Genomic DNA, 24,979 nt, shown 5'->3' with positions numbered 1-24,979 from the left:
TTTTAATGTACGGAGCAGTAAATATAGAGAGTTATGCCCAATTTGTAACAAAGGATATTTACTTTTATTGCAAGTATTTATATAAAATTCGATTAAAGGGGCAGACAAACGTTTGATCTTTTTAGATAAAAAACCATTATGAACACACAGATTGAAAAGTTGTATTCGAAAGCAGGTAAATCGGAGCGTTTAATTATAGGATTGATGAGTGGTACATCAATGGATGGACTGGATATTGCACTTTGTTTGGTAAAGGGAAGCGGTGCTGAGACGGAAATCCGGATTTTAAAATTTAAAACAGGCGATTATACCGATGATTTTAGGTCCAAAATAAAAGCCGTTTTTTCAAAAAAAGAAGTCGACTTACAGTTGGTGTGCCTGATGAACGAACATATTGCAAATACCCATGCAGAGCTAATAAATGAAGCACTAAATGAGTGGGGTTATCAAAATGAGGCTATCGATTTTATTGCCAGTCACGGCCAAACCATTTTTCATGCGCCAAAGTCTCTGCATCAATTAGCCGATTATCCAAATGGCACATTACAAATAGGTGATGGTGATCATATTGCGCTAAAGACTGGGATTATCACCCTTTCTGACTTTAGACAAAAACACTTGGCCGCTGGTGGCGAAGGTGCCCCCTTAGCGGTTTATGGCGACTATTTAATATTTTCGAAAGCTGGCGAAGATCGGGTAATGTTAAATATAGGTGGCATAGCAAATTTCACCTATTTGCCAGGCAGTACCGATGCCAGTGAAATTTTTTCGACGGATGTTGGCCCTGGAAATACTTTGATGGACCAGTATATGCAGAAATATTTTAATCAATTTTATGATAAAAATGCGGCTGTTGCCTTGGCAGGCGAATCTAATCCCGGTCTATTGTCTGCGTTATTAAACTGCAGCTTTTTTGACCTGGATTTTCCTAAAACCACAGGGCCGGAATTGTTTAATCTGGCGTATTTAACCAGTGCACAAGAACAGTCATCAACAACCGGTTTAAGTGCGGCCGATGTAATGGCTACCTTATGTCATTTTTCTGCAGAAACCATTACCAATGCAATTAAGCGTTGCTTTGGCGAAGATGCCAAAGCACAGGTTTTTATGAGTGGCGGCGGAATGCATAACCCCTTGCTTGTACAGCTTCTAAAAAGCAAGTTACCTTTTTGCAACTTCTTAACCACTGAGGATTTAGATATTGATCCCGATGCAAAAGAGGCTGTTTTGTTTGCTGTTTTGGCCAACGAAACGCTCTGTGGCAAACCGATAAACTTTGGCGATAGGCAAGGCGTGCCTTCGGTTTGTATGGGTAAAATCAGTTTACCAGCGTAATAAAACGCAATTGTTTTGTGGATTGTAAATCAGTTTGTACAGGTTAAAAATTTGGTTTGTGCGGTATTTTGTTAAATTTGTTTTAACACTAATCTTCTAACAAAACCAAATTTTATGGAAAAAAGTTACCTAAAATGGTCACCAGGATTTTTTGCAATTTTGTTGATCCCATTTCTGCTGCTCTTATTTACAGAGATGGCGCAGGCACAAAACAAACGGTATACCATAAGCGGTAAGGTTACCGATGCGGCAAATAACAGCCCCGTTCCTGGCGCTGTTGTAAAAATTATCAATACAAATCTGGTAACAAGCACAAGTTCCAGCGGAACATATAGCTTTTCGGTTGATTTAGCACCCGGTAAATATCAGATCCAAATTTCTTTTATAGGCTTTAAATCAAATATCGAATCTGTAAGCCTTGGCGACAATACCACTGTTCAGGCAAATAGTGCTTTGAGTGGTGATGCAGTGGGACTAGATGAAGTAATTGTTACGGGTACCTCTCAGGGAACTACCCGTAAACAGCTCGGTAGTTATGTGAGTACGGTAAAAGGTGATGATTTAAATAAAGCACCGAGTGGAAATGCGCTGGCCTCACTTCAAGGAAAAACTCCTGGTGCACAGATCAGCCAGAATTCTGGAGATCCGGCGGGCGGAATTTCTGTGCGTTTAAGAGGGGTGAGTTCGGTTAACTCATCATCAGAACCACTATACATAATCGATGGGGTAATTGTAAATAATTCTACAACCAGAGTAACCAATACCTCAGGAAATTACGATAATATTAATAATGGAGTTCAGGTCGGAAATATCGGTCAGAATAGAATGGTTGACATTAGCCCGTCTGATATTGATCATATTGAGGTTTTAAATGGGGCAGCAGCAGCAGCCATTTATGGGTCGCGCGCAAATGCGGGGGTAATCCAGATTTTTACCAAGAGAGGCAAAACCGGAGAGCCCCAAGTGAGCTTTAGTACAAGCCTAACCATAAGTGAGCTCCGTAAGCAAATTGAAGTAAACCAGGCGCCTGTTAGATTTGGGGATAATGCAAACTCTGTAACGCAAGATATCATTCAAACAGTTCCACCTACTCCAGGTGCCACTCCTGTTTTACAGACCGCAAAAACTCCAGTTACCAGATATAACTATCAGGATTATATTTTTCATACCGGCGTAGGCACAGATAACTCCGTTTCTGTTTCAGGTGGAAACGATAATACCAAGTTTTACACATCGGCAGGATATTTTTCAAACCAAGGGATTATAAAGAATACAGATTTCAAAAGAATGAACTTTAGAGCAAATCTGGATCAAAAGATTAATAACTGGGCTAAAATGACCGCTGGCTTTAACTATGTACACAGCGATGCCAATGAAAAACCAGATGGGAATTCATTCTTTTCGCCAATGAACTCAGTTACCATTATTGGTAATTTTCATGATATTTTTGCTAGAGATATACTCGGTAACTTGCAGGCTGTTGGCGAACGCGGCCGTGTAAATCCGGTATCGGTTATCGAAGATATTAAACAACGAGAGTTTACCAATCGTATTATTGCCAACTTAGGCTTAAAGCTTAATCCCGTGAAAAACCTAACCATCGATTATACCATGGGGGTTGATAATTCTATTCAAAACGGAACAACATTTATTCCGCCCTTTACCTATAATGTAAGTACGGGCTTTTATGGTGGTGGAGCTAGTTTAGATCCATCATTAAATGGTTATGCAAGTGCGGCAAATGCAACTACAACACTATTTAATAATGAATTAAATTTCACCTACGATGCAAAAATATCAGAGCTGTTAAGTTCTACAACACAATTGGGCGGATCGTATCAATATCAGAAAGATTTGTTCAGTTTGTTAAATGGTAGGGGTCTGGCACCACTTATTGAAACCGTAAATGGCGCCAGTACTATATTGCCAAACAATGATAACCGTTCAGAATTCTCGATAAGCGGTGCTTATCTACAACAGAATTTTAAATATAAAGACCATCTTTTTGTTACAGGTGCAGTCAGGGTCGATCAATCGACTGTTTTTGGAGAGGGGAATGGAACACAGTTTTATCCAAAAGCAAATGTAAGTTATGTGTTGTCATCTGCCAATTACTGGAAGGGCCTTGGCTTATCTTCATGGTGGAATACCCTCAAAATCAGGGCAGCTTATGGCGAATCGGGTAATTTAACAGGTATTGGGGCCTACGACCGTTTTAATGTGTATTTACCCAGCGCATTAAATAGTAAAACATCACTGGCATCTAGCAGCACATTAGCCAATACGGATGTTAAACCGGAGCGCCAAAAAGAACTGGAATTGGGTACAGACATGTCGTTTTTTAACAACAGATTAGGCTTAACTTTTAGCTGGTACAATAAAAGTGTTAAAGACCTATTGTTGGGTGTGGTAATTGCGCCAACTTCCGGTTATTCGAGTCTGTTGGATAATATTGGCGGATCACTTAAAAACAGAGGGATAGAACTTATGCTTACAGGGGTGCCATTAAAAACGCAGGATTTTACCTGGACCACCACCTTAATTTACAATAGAAACCGGAACAGAATTGTCGGATCTGGCGCGCAACGTTTAATCAATACTAATGCCGGGGCACCGGTTTCTATCACAGATGGTTATCCTGTTGGTGTTTTTTACGGAACTTTCTTTGCCAGGAATGCCGACGGAAGTTTATTAACCAATGCGCAGGGAATTCCACTAACTGAAAGAGGGGTTCAAAAATCGCCAACTGAATATACTGTGCAACGCGATGCGAATGGATTGCCTACTGGAGATCCTCTACGCAAGGTTCTTGGTGATCCAAACCCAGATTATACAGGGTCGTTTGTAAACGATTTTACTTACAAAAAGTTAAGTCTGCACATTCAGTTAGATGCAGTACGGGGAGGCGATGTTTGGAATGCAGATTGGAGAACCCGTCAGGGTGTAGGTAATGGTAAAGTAGCTGAAGCAGAATATTTAGGACAGTTGCCACGAGGCTACGTAGCGGGGGCTTATAATGTAGAAGAATGGCGTATTGATGATGGTTCTTTTGTGAAACTACGAGAAATTTCTTTGAGCTATAACATTGGTAAGGTAAAGTTTGTTAAAGATCTTACCATAAATATTAGTGGTAGAAATCTGGTTTCGTGGGATAATTATAAGGGCTATGATCCAGAGTTGAATGCAGGTGGACAATCAACAATTTTAAGAAATATCGATTTTGGTGCGGTACCGATCCCACGTACATTTTCTTTCGGTTTACAAGCCAAGTTCTAATTCATTGAAGAAATAAATCATATTAAGATGAAAAATTTAAATTCAAAATATATTCGCTACGTATTTTTCTTTGCAATGGGCGTTTCGATGCTTGCTTGTAAAAAAGAATACCTAAACCCTAATGGAGCTGTAGCCGATGATGTACTTCTTTCTACAAGAGGTTTGACCGGGATTACTGTCGGCCTTCAGAAAAATTTCTCCACAACAAGGGCTGGCCTCTTATATGCCGCAACTACGGTTAATGGCATTACCACAAACGAGTTAATTTCTGTTAATACGGGAAATACCAATGAAGATCGGTTAATGACAGGCGGAGTGCAGGTAGATGGTACAAATTCCGTATTGTTAAATGTTTGGACCAGTTCAAATAAAATCATTTTCGATGCCGATAATGTGATAAATAATGCCGCTAAACTTGCTGATAAGGGGCTAGCTTCTGGTTTAATTGCACATGCCAGTATTTTTAAAGCTTTAGCGTTAGGTAATTTGGCAGAATTTTGGGAGAAAGTTCCGGCCGGAACCGGGCAGAATGTAACTTTTGTTACAAGGGCAGAAGGTTTTAACAAAGCCATTGCAACCATTGATAATGCTTTGGCCTTAATTGCAGCAAACCCAATCAGCACCTCCTTTTTGAGCAACATTCCTACAGGAGTTGATATTCCGAATACGTTGAATGCGTTAAAAGCACGTTACGCCTTATTTGTTGGAAACTATGCAGTTGCATTAAGCAGCGCCAACGCTGTTGATTTAACCAAAAGATCGTCGTTCACTTATGATGCGCAAAATCTCAATCCCATTTTTGAAATTGCTACTTCTACTAATAATGTAATCCAACCTAAAAATTTAAATTTAGGGCAAACTGGTGCCAATATTCCAGATGTAGGTGATACAAGAATTCCGTTTTATACTACAATAAGCACTACAGTTCGTATTAATGGTTTTGGTGCGGCTAGTTTAGCGCCAATTCCAGTTTATCTGCCTGGCGAAATGACTTTAATTAAGGCAGAGGCTTACGCTCGGCAGGCCAGCCCTAACCTGGGGTCAGCACTAACTGAGTTAAACAAGGTAGTAACGCGTCAGGCAACAGGAAATGTGCTCGATGCTAATTATGGAATGGGGGCTGGGTTACCTGCGTTAACGGGTAGCTATACACAGCAACAGCTTTTAGATCTGATTTACAAACACCGTTGTATTGAGCTTTTTATGTCTGGTCTAAAGCTCGAAGATATGAGAAGGTTTAATCAGCCATTAACCGATCGTAAACGGAATTTCTTTCCTTATCCTTTTCAGGAAAGGGATAATAATACCAATACCCCTGCAGATCCAACTTTCTAGCAGATGAAAAAGTCCCGATTTTCGTCGGGACTTTTTTATAAAATATTCAATTCTTTTTCGCGGTAACGTGAAAGTGATTCATGATCCAAATCTAATTCTGTTATTAGATAACTAATGCTTTCTATCGGGCACACCCTTAATCTTAAAGCAATATCGAGCTTCTCAGAAATACAGAGCACAGCGGTTCTTTTTGCACAGGCCAACATGGCCTTTTTAAGTTGGTTAATTTCCCAGTAAGTATCCGTCAGGCCTTCGTCTGGGTGGATGGCGCTGGTTCCCATCAGGCATAAATCGGCCTTAATTTCCGATAATTGTGTAATTACCTGCCCGCCATAGGTAACTTGCGAATTTTTTGAAAACAAGCCTCCGATCAAAATCACTTCGATATTGTTGTATTTGGCCAGTTCTACTGCCACCAACGGACTAATGGTGAAAAATGTAGCAGATAGGCCCTGTGGAAGCCGTTTTACAAACTCTAAAATCGTTGTTCCTCCCCCGGTTAAAACGACCATGCCATCTTTGATCAACTGAACGGCTTTCTTGCCAATCGCAATCTTACTATCTCTGGCATAAACCGTACTATCGTCAAAAGAACTGTGATAAGACTTCGATAAAGCACCGCCATGAACCTTATAAAGCAAGTTTTCATCCACAAGCTCTTGTAAATCCCGTCTGATGGTATCTTCCGAAACATTAAGCAACTGCACTAAGTCGGATGTTAAAACACGGTTATGCAAGTTAATCTGGCGCATGATGAAGTCGTGGCGTTCTTTTTTCAGCATAAATCATTTGATTTTCTACGAATGTATAAAAAGATTTTAAAATTATATTATTTGCGTTTTTATGCGTGTTTGTGCGATAAAATTTTGTTTGATAGGAAGATATACTTTATTAAATTGTTTTTTTATTGAAAAACATTTATGATATTAGCTAAATAATAAATTTAAATGCGCTTTTATGCGTGTTTTGGCAAACAACAAATTAACTAACAACTAACAACCCATTCCATTCCCTAAACAGGCAGTTTATGAAAAAAAAACTACTACTAATTTTTATTGGTACGTTTTTGTTGCTGGCCCATGCCATTGCGCAGCAAATAACCGTTACCGGTAGGGTTACGTCAGAAGACGGACCAATACCTGGTGTTTCCATCCGTGTGAAAGGAAACACAGCCGTTTCGCAAACCAATGCAGATGGATCATATACCATTAAAGCATCAAAAAGTGATGTTTTAATATTCTCTTACGTTGGTTACACAACGATAGAAAGAACCGTTGGCATAAATACGACAATTAATGTGGCCTTAAAATCTAACTCAAAAGGGCTGGATGAGGTTGTAATTACTGCCCTTGGTAATACTGTTAAGAAACGAGAACTAGGAACTTCCCAGCAAACCGTAAGTGGCGCAGCAATTGCAGAAACACAGCGAGAAAACTTTATTAACGCTTTACAGGGGCGGGTAGCAGGTGTAGAGGTGACAAGCTCTTCTGGGGTTCCAGGAGCATCATCTTCGATAACGATCCGTGGGGTAAGTTCTATCAGCGGTAGTAACCAGCCACTGATGATTGTGGATGGATTACCTATTGATAATAAGACTTTAAATACTTCTGCCTTTGTATCTGATGCGAGTTCAAATACTGCTTTTAGTAATAGGGGGGTAGATTTTACTAACCGTTCGGCAGATATCAATCCTGAAGATATTGAAAGTTTAGTTGTTTTAAAGGGACCGGAAGCGGCAGCGCTTTATGGTATTGATGCTGCAAATGGAGCAATAGTAATTACGACTAAAAGAGCAAAGGCAGGTGCTGGGGCTGTTAATTACAGTAACAGTTTCAGGGTGGAAGCAACTAGAGCTTATCCTGAAATTCAAAAACAATATGGACTTGGCGGTAGCGGGGTTCCCGGATCTGTATCTACCCTGAATAATATTTATCAGTATTTCGGTCCTGCCTACCCTGAAGGAACACAGTTTTACGATAACGTAAAAGATTTCTTTCAAACAGGCTTTACTCAAAAGCATAACCTTTCATTTGAAGGCGGTTCAGACAAAGTTAATTACCGTATTTCGAGTGCCTACACTGATCAAAGTGGTGTTGTACCAAACTCCGACTATCAGAGAATCAACTTGACCGGAGCCTCTCAGGGGATTGTAAATAGCTGGTTGAAAACTGATTTGTCCATGAATTATAGTTATGCAGTTAACGATCAGCCATTAAAAGGCAGTATTGGTCCTTTATTGGGCTTATTGGCCTGGCCGCAAACCGATGATGCATCGAACTATTTGACTCCAGCCGGAACCAGAAAGCTACTCGCCTTTGGATCGGCAGGTAATGCTGAAATTGATAACCCTTATTTTAATGTAAACAAGAATATCATCAATTCAAAAACAAGCAGGATCATTTCAAATCTGGGTTTAACTATTACGCCATTTAGGTGGGTAAATATTAAAACCAATATTGGTATGGATTCTTATACCAATCAAAACTTAATTGTCCGCCATCCCGAAAGTGCTTCAGCCTTTAGCAGAGGCGGAACAATTGATGTTGCTAATGATATAACCAGAAATATTAACCTGCAAAATCTGATTAATTTTAATAAGCAACAACTTACTAAAGATATTTCCTTTGACGCTACACTTGGGAATTCCCTGCAGAACTTAAAATCAAATGTTGATGCCGGATATGGTGAAGGATTTTTAGACCCTAATTTTAATTCATTAAATAATGTAGCCACAAAATTAGTTAGAACTTCAATTAGCCAACGCCGTTTGGTAAGCTTCTTCGGTAGAGCGACTTTCGATTATAAAAATTACCTGTTTTTAACCGGAACCATCAGAAACGACCGTACTTCTACCATTCCGATTGACCGGTATTCTTTTTGGTATCCATCAGTTCAGGGAAGTTTTGTTTTTACGGATGTACCTGCTTTCAAAGGGCTTAAAAATGTGTTCTATTACGGTAAGTTAAGGGCAGCTTATGCAAATGTGGGTAAAGATGCCAGACCATATGCCTATGTGCCGACATTAGAGAATAAAACAACTTCTGGCGGCGGTTATGGCTATGGATTTACAGGACCGAATCCAGGTTTAAAACCAGAATTTGCAAAATCTTATGAATTTGGGGCCGAATTGGGTTTCTTAAATAACAGGTTAGGTCTCGACGTAACGGTTTATCGCAAAGAAACCACTGATCAGATTGTAAACGATATCAGAAGTAGTTATGCAACAGGTTTTATTTTGTTAAACCTTAATGGCGGCTCTACCAGAAACCAGGGTATTGAGTTAACCTTGCGCGGAAATCCTATAAAAACAAAAGATTTTAACTGGGACGTTTTAGCTAACTTCGAATCGGCAAGGGGGAAAGTACTTTCGCTTCCAAATGCGCTACCTGAATCTTATGTGTCTGATACCTGGTTATACGCCAATGTGCGCAATGGTAATACACCTGGAAATTCAACCAGATCATTAACCGGTCTATTTTATTTAAGAAATAATCAGGGGCAGTTGTTAATAAACCCTACAACAGGAGTGCCGGTACGTTCTACTACCTTTATTGAGGGTGGATATGACAGACAGCCTGATTTTACAATTGGTTTATCTAATACGTTTACCTATAAAAATATGTCATTGTCATTCCTGCTCGATATCAGGAAGGGCGGAGATGTATTGAACGCTACCCAGCATTTCTTAACCACCATTGGTTTAGCTAATAATACTGTAGATAGAATGACCCCAAGAATTATTCCTGGCGTACTGCAGGATGGTAGAGAGAATACCGCAAATCCAACTCCGAATAACATAGCCTTTGTTCCTTATTATCAAAATACATTTTATTCTACAGCAAGCGAAGAGTTGTTTATAGAAAAGGATATCAACTGGATTAGGCTGAGAGATGTTACTTTTAGTTATAAGCTGCCGCAAACGATGCTCAAGAAACAGAATTTTGTGAAAAGCGCGAGTGTTTTTGTTACTGGAACAGATTTGTTTTTGATTACCAACTATACTGGTTTAGATCCGGTTGTTAACGGAAATACGGCTGCTGTTGGTGGTTCGGGAGCTTCTGGTATCGATTATGGTAATTTTCCAATGCCTATTGGTTTAAACTTTGGAATTAAGATTGGATTATAATGGAAAAGATTATGAAATATATATATATAACACTGCTAACAGGATTTTTATTTACCGTTAGTAGCTGCAAGAAATATCTGGATGTAAATACTAATCCAAATGCCCCACAAACGGTTACTGCAAATTTATATTTGTCGCCAATGTTACACTGGATGGTAACTGCCCCGCAGTACGATGGCAGGTTTATTGGAAGATATACCCAAAACTGGACCTCGACAACAGCAGGTACCACCTGGGATTTGCAAGGTTATGATCCGTCATCTGATAACGGTGCTGAATTGTGGAGGGATGTGTATTGGAGCTTAGGTCAGAATCTAGTAGATATGAACACTAAAGCAGAGGCTGAGCAGCGATGGGATTTATTGGGTGTTGGCCAGATTTTAAAAGCATGGGGATGGCAGTCCTTAACCGATGTACACGGAGAGATTATTGTTAAAGAAGCCATAGACCCAACTAAATATCTGTTTAATTATGACAGCCAGGAATATGCTTATCAGGAAGTGCAACGTCTGTTAACCGCTGCCATAGCTAATTTAGCCAGGACAGATGGAGCAGTAGACGCTGTTTTCTTAGGTAAAACAGACTTGATTTACAAAGGCGATCGTGCAAAATGGACCAAGCTGGCCTATGCCATGTTAGCTTTAAATTTAAATCACTATAGCAATAAAGCCAGTTACAAGCCGGATGATGTAATTGCTGCGGTTGATAAATCTTTTACAAGCAATACAGACGATGCTTTAATGGCATATCCAGGTGTTACCGGAAATGACGACAGAAATTTCTTAGGCCCAACACGAGGTAATATGCAAACTTATAGGCAAACACCTTTTATTGTTAACCTGATGAATGGAACACAGTTTACCGGAGTAGTAGACCCAAGGATGAGCCGGATGTTGGCTCCTGCGCCAGATGGTGTTTATAGAGGTATTGTAACTGCTGCAGGAACTGGAGCTTTTACAGCAAGTCAGCTGCCTAACAATTTTTGGAACATCGCTTCTATTGCTGCACCAGCAGCCAATACACAAGGAAGGTATATTTTTTCTGATAAATGTAAACTGCCGGTAATGACCTATTCTCAATTACAGTTTATTAAAGCAGAGGCCGCATTTAAAAAAGGAGATAAGGAAACCGCTTTAACAGCCTATAAAAATGGTATATCAGCGCATATTGATTTTGTTAATGCCAGAAACATTGAGGATAACCAATCTCCAACCCAAATCACAAGTGCAGAAAAAACAGCTTATATGAGTGCTACTGCAATTGTTCCTGCAGCAGCTGCAGATTTAACCTTAACGCAGATTATGTGCCAAAAGTATATTGCACAATGGGGCTGGGGACATTTAGAAACCTGGATGGATATGAGAAGGTATCATTATACCGATGCTGATCCTGTAACGGGAAAACAGGTGTATTTGGGCTACGTTTTTCCAACTACACTGTACTCTGATAATGCGGGTAAACCGGCTTATAGAATTCGTCCACGTTATAACTCAGAGTATGTTTGGAACAGAGATGCTCTGAGTGTAATTGGTGGATTGGCAACCGATTATCACACTAAACAAACCTGGATTATTCAACCTTAATTAGCACGTTATGAAAATAAAATATATAGGTTTGCTGGCGGTTACGCTGGTAGCGGCTTTTACATTTTCTTGTAAGAAAGACAATAGCATACAGGTTATTGATACGCCTGTAGATGCAACAAATGTTTCTAGAATTAAATATTTCAATTTTGCTGCAGGCGCGCCTTCTGTAAATTTTTATGCCAATGGCACAAAAGTTTCAGGGATATTAAGCGCTACTGGCTCAGAAAGTACAACCGGAACAGCTTACGGCGGCGTATACCCTGCCTCTAACTATAGTATTATCAATCCGGGTACTTATAAGATAAATGGAATTATACCCTCAACAGCCGCAGCTAATGCAAATGTTTCGATTTCTGAAGTGAATCCGGCTTTGGCAAATGGTAAATACTATTCGCTATACACCAGTGGTATATACAACAGTACAACCAAAACAGCCGAGTCGTTTGTTTTAGAAGATGTGCTACCGCCTTCAACATCAAGCAACACGGTATCTTATGTTCGTTTTGTTAATGCCATTCCAAATGGAACAGCGGCAATGAATCTGGTAATTAAAAATTCAGTTACAGCTGTAGAAACCATAGTGGCAACCAATATTGGTTATAAAAGCGGATCTGCCTTTGTTGCTGTACCGGTTGGTAGTTATGAGTTATATGTAAGATATCCATCTTCATCAACTAATATTATTTCGCGGAATGGAACAACAAATGGTGTGGTGGGCTTTTTGGGTGGAAGAGCCTTTACTGTTGGTGCCAGAGGAGATATGACCATAACTTCCGCTACAGCAGCAAACAGGCCATTGTTGGATAATACAGCCAATCAATAGCAGTTTTTAAACACATTATCAAAGCCTTGGTTTTATTAACCAGGGCTTTCTTGTTCTTGTTTGCCAATTTTACTAACTTGTAAATCCGATTAACTGCATTAAAATGAGGGTTTTATATCTTTTTTTGCTTATTGGTGTAAGTTGTCTCCAGGTAGAAGCGACAACATTTGTGGTGGTAAATAATGCAAACGCCGGTTCTGGCTCTCTACGCGATGCTATTCTCGGTTCCAATGCAAATGGTACCGCAACTGCCGATCTCATCCTATTCGATATACCGGCAACCTCAACAGGAGACATAACCATTACCCTTACCGAAGAATTACCTGCGCTCACTTCAAACATTGTAATAGATGCAACTACCCAGCCCACTACCTTGCTGGAAAGCCCAAGTATTAAGGTTAAATTAGTGCGTGGCGCAAGTCAGTTTTTTCATGGCCTGGTTATAGATGGAATTGAGCATATTGAGATTTACGGGCTTTATTTCAGTAATTTTGTATCTCAGGCAGGTATTCCGGCTGACGACAGAAAAGCCGCGGTTTTTTTGAAAAATGCAGCACATGTTACAATAGGAGCGCCCAATAAGCAAAATGGTTTTGGCAATAATTATACCGCTATTATTTCGCCAACTCAGCCTTTTGTACAGGACGACATTACCATTTCTTCCAATATTATCGGATTAGATCCAGCAGGGAAAAGCCCAGCAGGAAATGTTGTGGGTATCGATTTGAGTTACCTCAAAAATTCGACAATTGGTGGAAATACTGTCGCACATGGAAATCTTATCTCTGGTAATTCCAATGCCATTTCATTAGGTGCGCTGTCAGGAAACGTTAACATTTCTTTCAATGTGATCGGTTTTGATGTCACGAAGGCTAAAACTTTTCCTCAAATGCAGTCGACGGGTATTTTTGCCAATGGTGAAACCGTCAACCTTACCATCTCTGATAATTACATTGTCTCCCAGTTTAAAGGGATAAAAGTTGATAACTTAAAATTGAAATATACAATAACCCGCAATGTAATCGGATGTGGAGTAAATGGCGAAAACTTTGGCAATATAAAATATGGAATCGAGTTGTATAACTGCTCGGCAGGTATTATTGGCGGACCGACCGCTGCAGATAGGAATATTATTGCCTATAACGAATCAGCTATATTAGTAGATAAATCATATCCTGTAAGCATATTGAAAAACAGTATATATTGCAATGGTTCATCCGCCATCGGCTTTAAGGATATTCCACCAGATAAAAGCATTACGCAATCACGAATTGGATTGATTACGTCAACATCGGCAAGTGGCACCTATCTTCCCAACTCCATTATCGAGCTCTTTTACGATGATGAATGCCCTGATTGTCAAGGCAAAACTTTTATTGCTTCAATACCAACAAATGCTAATGGAACATGGCAATACAATGGAGCCTTAACCACAGGTATAACCAGTACAGGAACCAATGCTGACGGAGCAACTTCTGCATTTTCAAAACCATTCTTAGCTGACGGAAGTAAAATCATAACCGATGCCTTTTGTGGCAATTCAACCGGAAGCATCACTAAATTAGACGTTAGTGATGCCAGCGTTTTTAGCTGGTTTAATGAAGCTAACACGCTGGTTGGAAATGAAAAAGATTTGAAAGATGTGTCTAGTGGCACCTATTACCTAAAGGCCAGCCAGCCCGGAGGTTGCGAATCTGTTTCGGCAATTTATACCATTCGAAATACCGATATAACCTACAAGGTAAAGAGTTCTACTATAAAGCCTGCAAGTTGTAATGAAGACAATGGGAGCGTAAGCATCATAGCCTACGAAACACAAACACCTCTACTTTTTAGTTGGACAGATAAAGATGGAGTAGTCGTAACTACAACCGAAATGCTTAACAATGTAGCCCCTGGAGATTATACTTTAACTGCTGCTAACGGAAATGGCTGTACAAATGTAGTCGGAACTTTTGTAGTGGGAATTGCCGAACTTCCGGTAATCGATTTTTCTAGATTACGCACTGCTATAAGCTGTGATGGGAAATCCGTAAGTGTATACGGTGTAGATATAGATGGAACAACTGGCCCCTTTACCTATAGGTGGTTAGATAAAAATGGCAATACTGTAGCCAATACACCTGTTTTTCAAAAACTTAAGCCAGACAAGTACCAGCTATGGGTAAAAGACAGGTATGACTGTGAGGTAGGTAGCGAGGTACTCGATTTAACAAAACTTGAAAAAACGATTTTACAAGTACCTAATTCGATAACGCCTAATGGCGATGGCATAAATGATACTTGGAAGATAAATGGTACAGAAAACTACCCAAACGCTGAGTTTTATATATTTAACAGGCTGGGCGACCAGCTTTTCTACTCAAAAGGCTATGCAAAAGAATTTGATGGAAATTATAAAGATCAAGCACTTCCTGCTGGTGTATATTATTACCTTATCGATCTGAAAACAGATTGTGGTAAAGTTAGCGGGAGCTTAACTATATTGAAATAACAAAGGCAGCTAAAAGATTAACTGCCTCTATTATTATAAATTTCCTTACAAAATTTTAAATCCTAAACTCAATTGGAACAAGTTAGGTTTTTGGCTGTATTTCTCACTTTTACTGATGTTGGATAAACCAGCTTCGTAACGTAAATCAACCGAAATGCTGCCCACATCTACACCCGCACCAGCTTGTAGGCCCAATGCCTGATTCTTGTAGTTGTCGAAATCGGTAGCTTGTTGATAAGCAGAGCTGAACGACGAATTTTCATCTAAAACAAATGAAATAACCGGACCAGCCATTAAACGGAAGTTTAAATTTTTAGCGCCAAATTTTGTTCCCAACAGAAGGGGAACGTCCAACGTGGTAAATTTTACCTTTCCTTCAGCTGTAACTTCATTCCCGTTATCTTGCGTAATGCTGATAAATTTGTTGCCTTTACTGCCAATGTAAGCCTCTGGTTGTACATAAAAGCTAGCCCCGCCAATACGTGCCCAAGCGCCAATCTGGTAGCCTAAACGGTTTTCTTCGCTTGCGAAATCTGCATTTAACTTAGCTAAGTTTACACCTGCTTTAACCCCAAGGTTAAATGTTTGTGCTTTTGATGTTGTCCAACCTAAGGTTAGGAAAACAATAGAGAAGATGATCTTTTTCATGTTGTTTAAATTGTTTTTTTTAAGGATTATAAAATCATAAACAGTGCTTGAGCAATTTAACCTGCATTTTTAAGGCTTTGGTTTCTATTTAAAGTCTGCATCAAGCGGTTGTTATACCGGGTTAGATTTTATAACGTGGTTTTAACACAATTATCGTGCAAAAATATTCCGCGAATCTCTACTTTTTTTGTCACATCACATAAAAAGGTATTAACCTGAGCAAATATTTTTTACTTTTGCATCAAATAAAATATGCCATGGCTAATTTTCAACTTACTTCAGAAACTGCATTTAAAGTAAAAACCAAGTTCTTAAGGAAATATCGCGATCTGGCGAGCGAGCCTTTAGATTTTACGCCAGGCAAAGAAGATCAATTGGTTGAAGATTTAATGCGTTTGGTAAAACGCGACCGTACCTACATCGAATTTACCATTCAAAAAGCACTTGCCGATACCAAAGGAAACAGGCTTTAGTAAATCTTTCCTTTGTTTACATGCTCTTCTTTTTAGCGTAACGCTTAATTTACGCTTAGCCTAAATAAGCTGTTTTTAATATTTATCGGTTTTTGTACATTTACCTTTGTACTTAACTAATAATAATCTTCCAAAAAGAGCGGTATTTCATTTAACTTGCCCTTCGGAATTAAAATATATAAGGGAATGAAAAAACTAAAATATGGTCTTTTAGCAGCTGGCTTTGGGGTGGCTGTTTTGTCTTTTTCATTTAAAGAAGATTTATTCCTCGTATCTAAAAACCTGGATATTTTTGCTTCGCTCTATAAAGAAATCAATATCAATTATGTTGATGACACCAATGCCCCTCAGTTAATGAAAACGGGGATTGATGCCATGTTGGATAGTTTAGATCCCTATACCGAATATGTTCCCGAATCGGAGATTGAAGATTACAAGCTGAAATATGTAAGCACGCAGTATGGAGGTATCGGCGCCAGCACTGTTTTTATCGATGGAAAACTGTTTATCAACGATGTTAGTGAAGGTTATCCCGCAAATAAAAGTGAGGTTAAAGCAGGAGATCAGGTGGTGAGCATAAACGGAATCGCAGTAAAGGGGAAAGACCGTCAGGAAATTAGTCAATTGTTGCGCGGCCCGAAAGGAACACCCGTAGATTTGTTGGTGATTAGAGATGGAAAGGAAATCACTAAAAAACTTGTCCGCGATGAAATAAAACAGCCTAACGTTTCTTACTCTGGAATGGTTGGCGATGGCATTGGTTACATCAAACTCGATAAATTTCTTGAAAATTCCGGACAGGAGGTTAAGGATGCGCTGTTGGCTATTCAAAAAGAAAATCCAAAAGGCGTGGTTTTAGATCTGAGAAACAATGGCGGGGGTATTTTGCAGGAAGCGGTTAAAATTGTGAACCTCTTTGTGAATAAAGATCAGCTTATTGTTACCCAAAAAGGCAAAAATGTAGAGAAAACCATTGCCTATAAAACACTTTTAACCCCGGTTTCTACTTCGGTTCCGTTAGTAGTGCTTGTAAATGGAAATTCGGCCTCAGCTTCAGAGATTGTTGCGGGTTCTTTACAGGATTTAGATCGGGCCATTGTAATTGGCCAGCGCAGTTATGGCAAAGGCTTGGTTCAGCAAACCTTTAACCTGCCCTATAACAGCCTGGTTAAAGTAACTGTGGCGAAATATTATACGCCATCGGGCAGGTGCATCCAAAAATTGGATTATACACACAAAAATGCAGATGGTATTGCCGAGCGTTTTGCCGATTCGACCATGGTAATGTACCAAACCAAAGCAGGAAGGAACGTGTATAGTGGCAATGGTGTATATCCCGATATTGTGGTAGATGCCGTAAAGCTCAGCCCGATTACCATTTCAATGCTTAATAAAAACCTTTTCTTTAACTACGCAAATCAATATAGGAAAGAAAAACCAAGTTTGGCATCAGCCAAAACTTTCCAGTTATCTGATGCTGATTATGCTGCATTTTCTGGCAGCTTGGCCGATAAAGATTTAACCTACCTAAGCCGTACCGAAAGGCTGCTTTCCGATTTACGTGTAGAAGCCGAAAAGGAAAATAAATCTGCTGAAGTAAAAACCGATCTGGAGAATCTTAAATATAAACTTACCTCTTCTAAAAAAAACGATCTGATTAGCCATAAAGCAGAAATAAAAAGAGTTTTAGAAACACAGATCGTAAGCCGGTATTTTTACGAAAAAGGAAGAATTGAACAGAGCTTCCAGTACGATAAAGAATTGGCTGCGGCAAAAAACCTTTTTACCAACCAATCGCAGATTCTGGCCATTTTAAAAGGAGATGGAAATTATAAGGTGATCGGAAAACCGACCAAAGCCACCGCATCAATAGACTAAAACCTAACCAAACGATACCGCTATCCCTATGAAGAAATTAGCCCTAATATGCCTTGTGCTATTAATTGCTTTACAGTTAAAAGCCCAGGATTATACACCTACAGCCGCTAATTTAAAACAGCGGGCATGGTTTAACGATGCCCGATTTGGTTTATTTATCCACTGGGGGCCATTTAGTATACCTGGGAGTGGCGAATGGGTAATGAACGAACGAAAGTTGAATGTTCATAACTATACTAACCTTAAAGATTTTTTTAACCCTGTTGAGTTTAATGCCGAACAATGGGTAAGCATGGCGAAGAATGCCGGAATGAAGTACATTACACTGATTACCAGGCACCATGATGGTTTTAGTATGTGGGATACCAAATATTCTGATTTCAATATCATGAATACACCCTACAAAAAAGATATCGTAAAAATGATGGCCGATGAGTGCCACAAGCAGGGCATAAAACTATACCTGTATTATTCGCTGTTAGATTGGCGCAGAGAAGATTATCCGCACGAAACTGGCCGTACCGGGCAGAACTCAGGTAGAACGGGCAAAGGTGATTATGCAAGCTATTTGCAGTTCATGAAAAACCAATTAACCGAGTTGTTGACCAATTATGGTGAAATAGGCGGAATCTGGTTCGACGGGCATTGGGACCAGACTGAACCAGAAGGGGCAAAAGACAGGACATCGCGGATTGATTGGAAATACAATGAAATTTATGGTTTAATCCACAAACTTCAGCCACAGTGTATGATTGGTAACAACCACCACCTTACACCTTTTGCCGGAGAAGATTTTCAGATGTTCGAGCGCGATCTGCCCGGAGAGAATAAATCAGGCTTAAGTTTTCAGAAGGCATCAGATAAATTACCGCTCGAAACCTGCGAAACCATTTCAAATTCGTGGGGATATAATTTGAGCGATACCTATTACAAGTCGAATAAAGAACTGGTACATATGTTGGTTAAAGCAGCAAGTTTAGGCTCCAATCTTTTACTCAACATCGGACCAATGCCGAGCGGTAAAATCCAACCAGAGTTTCAAGACAGGTTAGCCGGTTTGGGCAATTGGCTTAAAATTTACGGGGAAAGTATTTACGGCACAAAAGCAGGATTTATTAAGCCACAGGCCTGGGGAAGCATTACACAAAGCGATAACAAAGTTTATATCCACCTTGTTGATGGAAAAACGACAACACTTAATTTGGAAAATGTTCCGGTAAAGAAAATCAAAAAGGCGTATTTATTGAAAGATAAAAGCGTGGTGAACTACACCTTTAAAAAATCAACATTAACCATTACTACAACTTTAAATAGTGCAGAACCCGATCAGGTAATTGTTTTGGAGATTGGGTAAGTGAACGTTTATATAGGCTGTCATCGTGAACGCAGTGAAGAATCTTTCTGAATTTCAATTAAAAGAGTCGTCATTGCGAGGTACGAAGCAATCTTAATGCGTTCGCTGTTAGCGATAGTTGTAAGATTGCTTCGCCGGCTGAAAAAGCCTTCTCGCAATGACCATCTCTCTCGTTCAAAAGCCTATTATCTTCCTATAATTTACTAAATTCAATGCTTTTATTTAATTTTAGCACAATTCTTCCCCCTTTATGAGAAAATAAACGTAAAACGTTTTACTTTTAGGCTTTAAATTCTAATGTAAGAAATTATAAGCACACATGCAGTTCAAGAAAACCTCGTCTATTCTATTTCTAACGGCCTCTCTATTCTCCTTTAATGCAGTTGCGCAGCAGAACCACAAACTTACCCAGTATGTAGATCCGTTAATCGGATCGGCAAAACATGGGCATGTTTTTGTAGGGGCAAATGTGCCATTTGGTGCAGTTCAGTTGGGCCCGAACAATATTTTTGAAGGCTGGGACTGGTGCAGTGGTTATAATTATAGCAGCAATACCATTACCGGTTTTGCGCACACCCATTTAAGTGGTACGGGCATTGGCGATTTAGGCGATATTTCGATTATGCCTGCAACGGGTAAACTAGTCTTAGAAAAGGGAAAAACAGCTGATGATCAGCAAGGTTATCTCTCCAGATTTTCTCATCAGAATGAAATTGCAAAAGCAGGTTATTACAGCGTATTGTTAGATAAATATAACATTAAAGCCGAGCTAACAGCCACTGAAAGGGTAGGTTTTCACCAATATACTTTTAAAAAAGGCGCTGAAAATCCACATGTCATTATCGATTTGATAGAAGGTATAGGCTGGGATGCACCTGTCTCGGCATCATTTAAACAGCTTGATGCGACCACCATCGTGGGGCATCGTAATTCGAAAGGTTGGGCAAACGATCAACGTTTATATTTTGTAATTAAACTTTCACAACCGATTAAAAGTCTGGCGTTATATGACAGCACAGCAGTTAAAAGTGGTGTGTCGTTATCTGGCAAAAAACTAAAAGCAGCGGTAAGCTTCAATGCCATTAACAATGATAAATTACAGATTAAAGTTGCTTTATCTCCGGTAAGCATCGAAAATGCTATTTTAAACCTAAAAACAGAATTGCCTGGCTGGGATTTTGCCGCTACAGCTAAAAACAGCGATGCGAAATGGGAAAAAGAACTGGCTAAGGTGAAAATTGAGGCTTCAAATACGACCAAAAAGATATTTTATACCGCTTTGTACCATACCATGGTGGCCCCATCACTTTTTAACGATGTAAATAAAGATTACCTCGGTACAGATAAAAAGGTATACAAAAAGGCAAATTTCAATAACCTCACTACCTTCTCCCTGTGGGATACCTACCGTGCGGCCAATCCATTGTATACCATCCTGCATCAGGATAAGGTAAACGATGTGGTAAATACCATGTTAGCCATCTATAAACAACAGGGTAAACTGCCCGTTTGGCATTTAATGGGCAGTGAAACCAATACCATGGTGGGCTACCATGCCGTTCCGGTTATTGTTGATGCTTGTTTAAAAGGGTACCGTGGCTTTGATGTAAACCTGGCATACGAAGCGATAAAACAATCGGCTATGCAGAAAACAGATGGCATCGAATACATTCAGGAGCTTAAATACATTCCTGCTGATAAAATAAACGAATCAGTAGGGAAGGCTTTGGAATATGCCATTGACGATTATTGCATTGCACAAATGGCCAAGGCACTGAATAAAACAGCAGATTACACTTACTTTAGCAAAAGATCGAAACTGTATAGTTTATACTTCGATCCGAGCGTTCAGTTTATGCGGGGTAAACTTACTGATGGAAACTGGAGAAGCCCGTTTGATCCCTTTTCATCCAAACACCGTGAAGATGACTATGTAGAAGGAAATGCCTGGCAATATACCTGGTTGGTGCCGCAAGATGTAGAAGGGTTGATCAATCTTTTTGGAGGGGATAAAGCTTTTATCAATAAACTCGATTCGTTATTTACCTTACCCTTAGATTTGGGAACCAACGGTTCGCCGGATATTAGCGGGTTGATCGGTAATTATGCCCAGGGAAATGAGCCCAACCACCACATCCCTTATTTATATACTTACGCAGGCCAGCCATGGAAAACTGCCGATCTGATCCGTAAAATCGACAAAGATTTTTATTCTTCAAAACCAGATGGTTTGTGTGGTAACGAAGATGTAGGTCAAATGAGTGCCTGGTATATTTTCTCCGCAATGGGCTTCTATCCTGTAAATCCGGCAAACGGGGCTTACGTTTTCGGAACGCCATTGGTTAATGATGCGATTATTTCGCTGCCCGGGAATAAGAAATTCAGTATAAAGGTTGTGGATAACAGTGCGGAGAATAAATACATTCAGAAAATTGTGCTGAATGGTAAAGCTTATACCAAATCATATATCTTGCACAAAGCGATAACAGCTGGCGGAAATATGCAAATTTATATGGGCAATAAACCATCAGCAAGCTGGGGTGTAAAACCTGGGGATAGACCAACATCCGGAAAATAATTCCAGATGAAAAGGAGGTTATATTGTAAGTCTGGTTTATCTAGATTTTGTCACGTTGAGCCCGTCGAAATGCCCCTCATGGTGTTCTGGGAGGTCCTTCGACAAGCTCTCCACAGGAGTCCTTTGGACAGGATGACAATCCATATTTATAATACATCCTCATGAAAATTAACCATAACAAGTATCAACTATAAGATCCCAAATAAATGAGAAAACTATTTCTACTTCTCTTACTCTGTTCGGTTTTAACCGTAAATGCACAACAGCGCTATGAACTAAATTCGGGTTGGGTATGTACCAATATCAAAGATGCTAAATCTTCTGGTTCAGAAATTTCGAAAACAGGTTTTTCGCTGAACAATTGGATGCCTGCAACTGTACCCGGAACGGTATTAACTACTTTGCTGAATAACAAAAAAGTACCCGATCCATTTTATGGAATGAACAATGAGAAAATTCCTGATGTATATAAAACCGGTAACGATTATTACACCTATTGGTTTGTAAAAGATTTTGAAGAGCGCGCTGTGGGTAGCGAACAGGTTTGGCTGCAGTTTAGGGGAATAAATTACAAAGCCGAAATTTATTTAAACGGAAAAAAAGTTAACCCGAAAACGCAGGTGGGTATGCACCTTAGGGCGCAATACAACATTACCAGCCTGTTATCCCCGAATGGGAAAAACAGGCTGGCTGTAATTGTTTATCCGCCAGATTTTCCGGGCAATCCCAACGGGGGGCAGGGGGGTGACGGCACCATTGCCAAAGGTTTAACCACACAATATACAGCCGGTTGGGATTGGATTCAGCCCACCCGCGATCGTAACACGGGTATTTGGGATAAAGTGACCATTGAGAAAACAAAAAGCATTAATGTCCTGAATCCACAGGTCATTACCCTGGTTCCGGGCAAACGTTTACCTGAAGGGAAACAAAATCCGGCTACCGTTAAAGTTTCAATTGAAGTTGAAAACCCTACCAGTAAGCCTGTTTCGGGTATTTTACAATATCAAATTGCCGGAAAGTTGATTAAACAGTCTACCACTGTTGCTGCAAATAAAACAACTACCGTTAAACTCCCTGATTTACAGCTCGAAAATCCTAAATTATGGTGGCCAAGCGGATATGGGCCGCAGAACCTGTATGATGTGAAGATCGAATTTATAGCGGCCAATCAGGTTTTAGATCAAGAACAGCTTAAAGTGGGTGTTCGCCAGATAGACAATATCTGGAACGAGCATACCAGGAGTATGGGCGCTTTTGTAAACGGGCAAAAGATTTTTATTAAGGGCGGTAACTGGATTATTTCTGACGCGATGCTCCGTTTTAGTGATGCCCGTTACGATGCTGAGGTGCGTTACCATAAAGATATGAACCTCAACCTGATCAGGATCTGGGGAGGAGCAATTTTAGAAAGACCTGAATTTTACAACGCCTGTGATAAATATGGTCTGCTGGTTTTTCAGGATTTCTGGTTCAGTGGCGATTGCAATGGCCGTTGGGTAGATCCCATGAAAAAAGAAGATCAATGGACACGCAGAAATTATCCAGATGATCATCATTTAACCTTAACAGCCATTGAAGATCAGATCAAGATGATCAGAAACCATGCTTCGCTTGCTTTTTGGTGCGGAGGGAATGAGATTACCCCTCCGGAAGATATTTTGGAACCTTTAAAGAACGATATTCTGCCGCGTTTAGATGGAACGAGAAAACTTTTCGATTTTTCTAATAGCGATGAAATGTCTTTCAATTCCATTGGTGGAAACGGTGATGGCCCGTACGGTATACAGGATATTAAAACTTTTTGGGGTACCAGAACCTTCCCTTATAACTCGGAAGTAGGCTCGGTAGGCGTAGGCGACTACGTTTCTTTGCTCCGTTTTATCCCAAAAGAAAACCTGATTGCACCACAATACAAAGCCAAGCCCGATTCGGTGTGGGATTATCATAAATATATCTCTTATGAACAATACCTTAATCCATACGGTAAGCCTAAAAGTGCAGAAGATTTTGCAATGAAGGCTCAATTGGCCAATTACGATCAATACAGGGCATTGATGGAAGGTTTCTCGAACAAAATGTGGGACTGGTATACCGGTTCGATCATCTGGAAAACCCAAAACCCCTGGACGGCCATGCGAGGACAGATGTACGATTATTACCTGGATCCTAACGCCTGTTTATATGGTTTAAGGAAAGGAAGTGAGCCTTTGCATGTGATGATGAATCCTTTGGATAGTATGGTTACCATCGTAAACAATGGGTTTGCCATCAAAAACAACCTGATGGTGCAAGCGAAAGCTTACGATATGGATGGCAAAGATTATTTCTATTCGCAGGTATTCAATTCGGTTGGTCCATCTTCAGTAAGAAGGTTGTTTCCGTTGAATGATTTCCTGGCCAAACTGGATAAAAAAGAAGGTGTGTTCGTTTCTTTAAGGATTTTAGATCAAAAGCAGAACATTTTAAGCGAGAACATTTATTGGCTTCCCGGTAAAGATGGCGAATATTCGGGTTTAAAAAGCATCAAACAAGCACCATTAAAAGTAGCAGCAGCTGATCAGAAAAACGGCAAGGTGGCCGTTACTTTGAGCAATGCAAATGGAAACCCTGTAGCATTTTTTAACCGTATTGCTTTAATAAATGGCAATACTGGCGAACGTGTACTCCCGGCTTTTTATGATGATAACTATGTAAGTATTTTACCGGGAGAAAGTAAAACGGTAACTGTAGAATATACAGGGAAACAAAGTAATATGGCTGTAGAGGTATATGGCTGGAATGTAGAAAAACAGAAAGTAAATATTCAATAAGTTGCGATCTAGACCTCGCAGGTTTCGAAAACCTGCGAGGTCTTTACTGCTTCTAATAACAAGCCCTTCGTTTCTAAACCTGATGAAGCGGAAAGCCCACAGCGAGTGAGGACTTGAAGCGATAGCAGGACTACTCTGGCCATTAAAACAGAACCCCACATTTCCAAAAAAAAACATCGGCTAGTTTTGGCCCACCGCTTTAAAATTGCTTCTTACCTCGTAATGATGATACCAACAAAAAAGGCGACACTTTAGGTATC

The 24,979-nt window shown here is 39.9% G+C and carries 14 protein-coding genes; 12 read left to right on the top strand and 2 right to left on the bottom strand.

Translation table 11 applies throughout. The features are described from left to right. Positions 1-138: 138 nt before the first annotated feature. The 3 genes from AC07VK_RS15485 to AC07VK_RS15475 all read left to right on the top strand — a co-directional run bounded on the left by AC07VK_RS15485 (position 139) and on the right by AC07VK_RS15475 (position 5,946). Positions 139-1,335, top strand: coding sequence for an anhydro-N-acetylmuramic acid kinase (locus AC07VK_RS15485; protein ID WP_492961580.1), 1,197 nt, complete (start codon positions 139-141; stop codon positions 1,333-1,335). 114 nt (positions 1,336-1,449) lie between these two features. Further along, positions 1,450-4,611 (top strand): SusC/RagA family TonB-linked outer membrane protein, encoded by a 3,162-nt coding sequence (locus AC07VK_RS15480; RefSeq protein WP_492961578.1) that lies wholly within the window; start codon positions 1,450-1,452, stop codon positions 4,609-4,611. A gap of 27 nt (positions 4,612-4,638) precedes the next feature. After that, entirely contained in the window at positions 4,639-5,946 is a 1,308-nt protein-coding gene (locus AC07VK_RS15475; protein WP_492961576.1) for a RagB/SusD family nutrient uptake outer membrane protein, read from the top strand. A gap of 35 nt (positions 5,947-5,981) precedes the next feature. Here the strand turns inward: AC07VK_RS15475 and AC07VK_RS15470 are convergent, their stop codons facing one another. Continuing rightward, entirely contained in the window at positions 5,982-6,728 is a 747-nt protein-coding gene (locus AC07VK_RS15470) for a DeoR/GlpR family DNA-binding transcription regulator (protein ID WP_492956020.1), read from the bottom strand. A gap of 245 nt (positions 6,729-6,973) precedes the next feature. Here AC07VK_RS15470 and AC07VK_RS15465 point away from each other — a divergent pair, with 245 nt between their 5' ends. From AC07VK_RS15465 to AC07VK_RS15450, 4 genes are all read left to right on the top strand, one after another. Further along, positions 6,974-10,072 carry a SusC/RagA family TonB-linked outer membrane protein gene (locus AC07VK_RS15465; RefSeq protein ID WP_492961574.1) on the top strand — a complete coding sequence of 1,033 codons (3,099 nt, stop codon included), beginning with the start codon at positions 6,974-6,976 and terminating at the stop codon, positions 10,070-10,072. An 11-nt stretch (positions 10,073-10,083) separates the two neighbouring features. Beyond that, positions 10,084-11,655 carry a RagB/SusD family nutrient uptake outer membrane protein gene (locus AC07VK_RS15460; protein WP_492956022.1) on the top strand — a complete coding sequence of 524 codons (1,572 nt, stop codon included), beginning with the start codon at positions 10,084-10,086 and terminating at the stop codon, positions 11,653-11,655. Positions 11,656-11,665: 10 nt separating this feature from the next. Further along, positions 11,666-12,481 carry a DUF4397 domain-containing protein gene (locus AC07VK_RS15455; RefSeq protein WP_492956023.1) on the top strand — a complete coding sequence of 272 codons (816 nt, stop codon included), beginning with the start codon at positions 11,666-11,668 and terminating at the stop codon, positions 12,479-12,481. A 103-nt stretch (positions 12,482-12,584) separates the two neighbouring features. Then, positions 12,585-14,975: a T9SS type B sorting domain-containing protein gene (locus AC07VK_RS15450; RefSeq protein ID WP_492961572.1), complete on the top strand. Its 2,391-nt coding sequence runs from the start codon at positions 12,585-12,587 to the stop codon at positions 14,973-14,975. Between the two features lie 45 nt (positions 14,976-15,020). Here AC07VK_RS15450 and AC07VK_RS15445 read toward each other — a convergent pair whose 3' ends face one another. Next, complete coding sequence (locus AC07VK_RS15445) at positions 15,021-15,623, bottom strand: porin family protein (protein WP_492961570.1); 603 nt, start codon at positions 15,621-15,623, stop codon at positions 15,021-15,023. Between the two features lie 257 nt (positions 15,624-15,880). Here AC07VK_RS15445 and AC07VK_RS15440 point away from each other — a divergent pair, with 257 nt between their 5' ends. From AC07VK_RS15440 to AC07VK_RS15420, 5 genes are all read left to right on the top strand, one after another. After that, positions 15,881-16,096, top strand: coding sequence for a hypothetical protein (locus tag AC07VK_RS15440; protein WP_492956026.1), 216 nt, complete (start codon positions 15,881-15,883; stop codon positions 16,094-16,096). A gap of 186 nt (positions 16,097-16,282) precedes the next feature. After that, positions 16,283-17,974 carry a S41 family peptidase gene (locus AC07VK_RS15435; protein ID WP_492961568.1) on the top strand — a complete coding sequence of 564 codons (1,692 nt, stop codon included), beginning with the start codon at positions 16,283-16,285 and terminating at the stop codon, positions 17,972-17,974. A 28-nt stretch (positions 17,975-18,002) separates the two neighbouring features. Continuing rightward, positions 18,003-19,328: an alpha-L-fucosidase gene (locus AC07VK_RS15430; protein WP_492961566.1), complete on the top strand. Its 1,326-nt coding sequence runs from the start codon at positions 18,003-18,005 to the stop codon at positions 19,326-19,328. A gap of 319 nt (positions 19,329-19,647) precedes the next feature. Further along, a complete protein-coding gene (locus AC07VK_RS15425; RefSeq protein ID WP_492961564.1) occupies positions 19,648-21,906 on the top strand; it encodes a GH92 family glycosyl hydrolase in 2,259 nt (752 codons plus the stop codon). Positions 21,907-22,112: 206 nt separating this feature from the next. Beyond that, a complete protein-coding gene (locus AC07VK_RS15420; RefSeq protein ID WP_492961562.1) occupies positions 22,113-24,719 on the top strand; it encodes a glycoside hydrolase family 2 protein in 2,607 nt (868 codons plus the stop codon). Positions 24,720-24,979: the final 260 nt, after the last annotated feature.

This window comes from Pedobacter sp. GW821-FHT01D05 (genome assembly GCF_059422505.1).
This window is presented reverse-complemented; position numbering and strand designations above follow the sequence as displayed.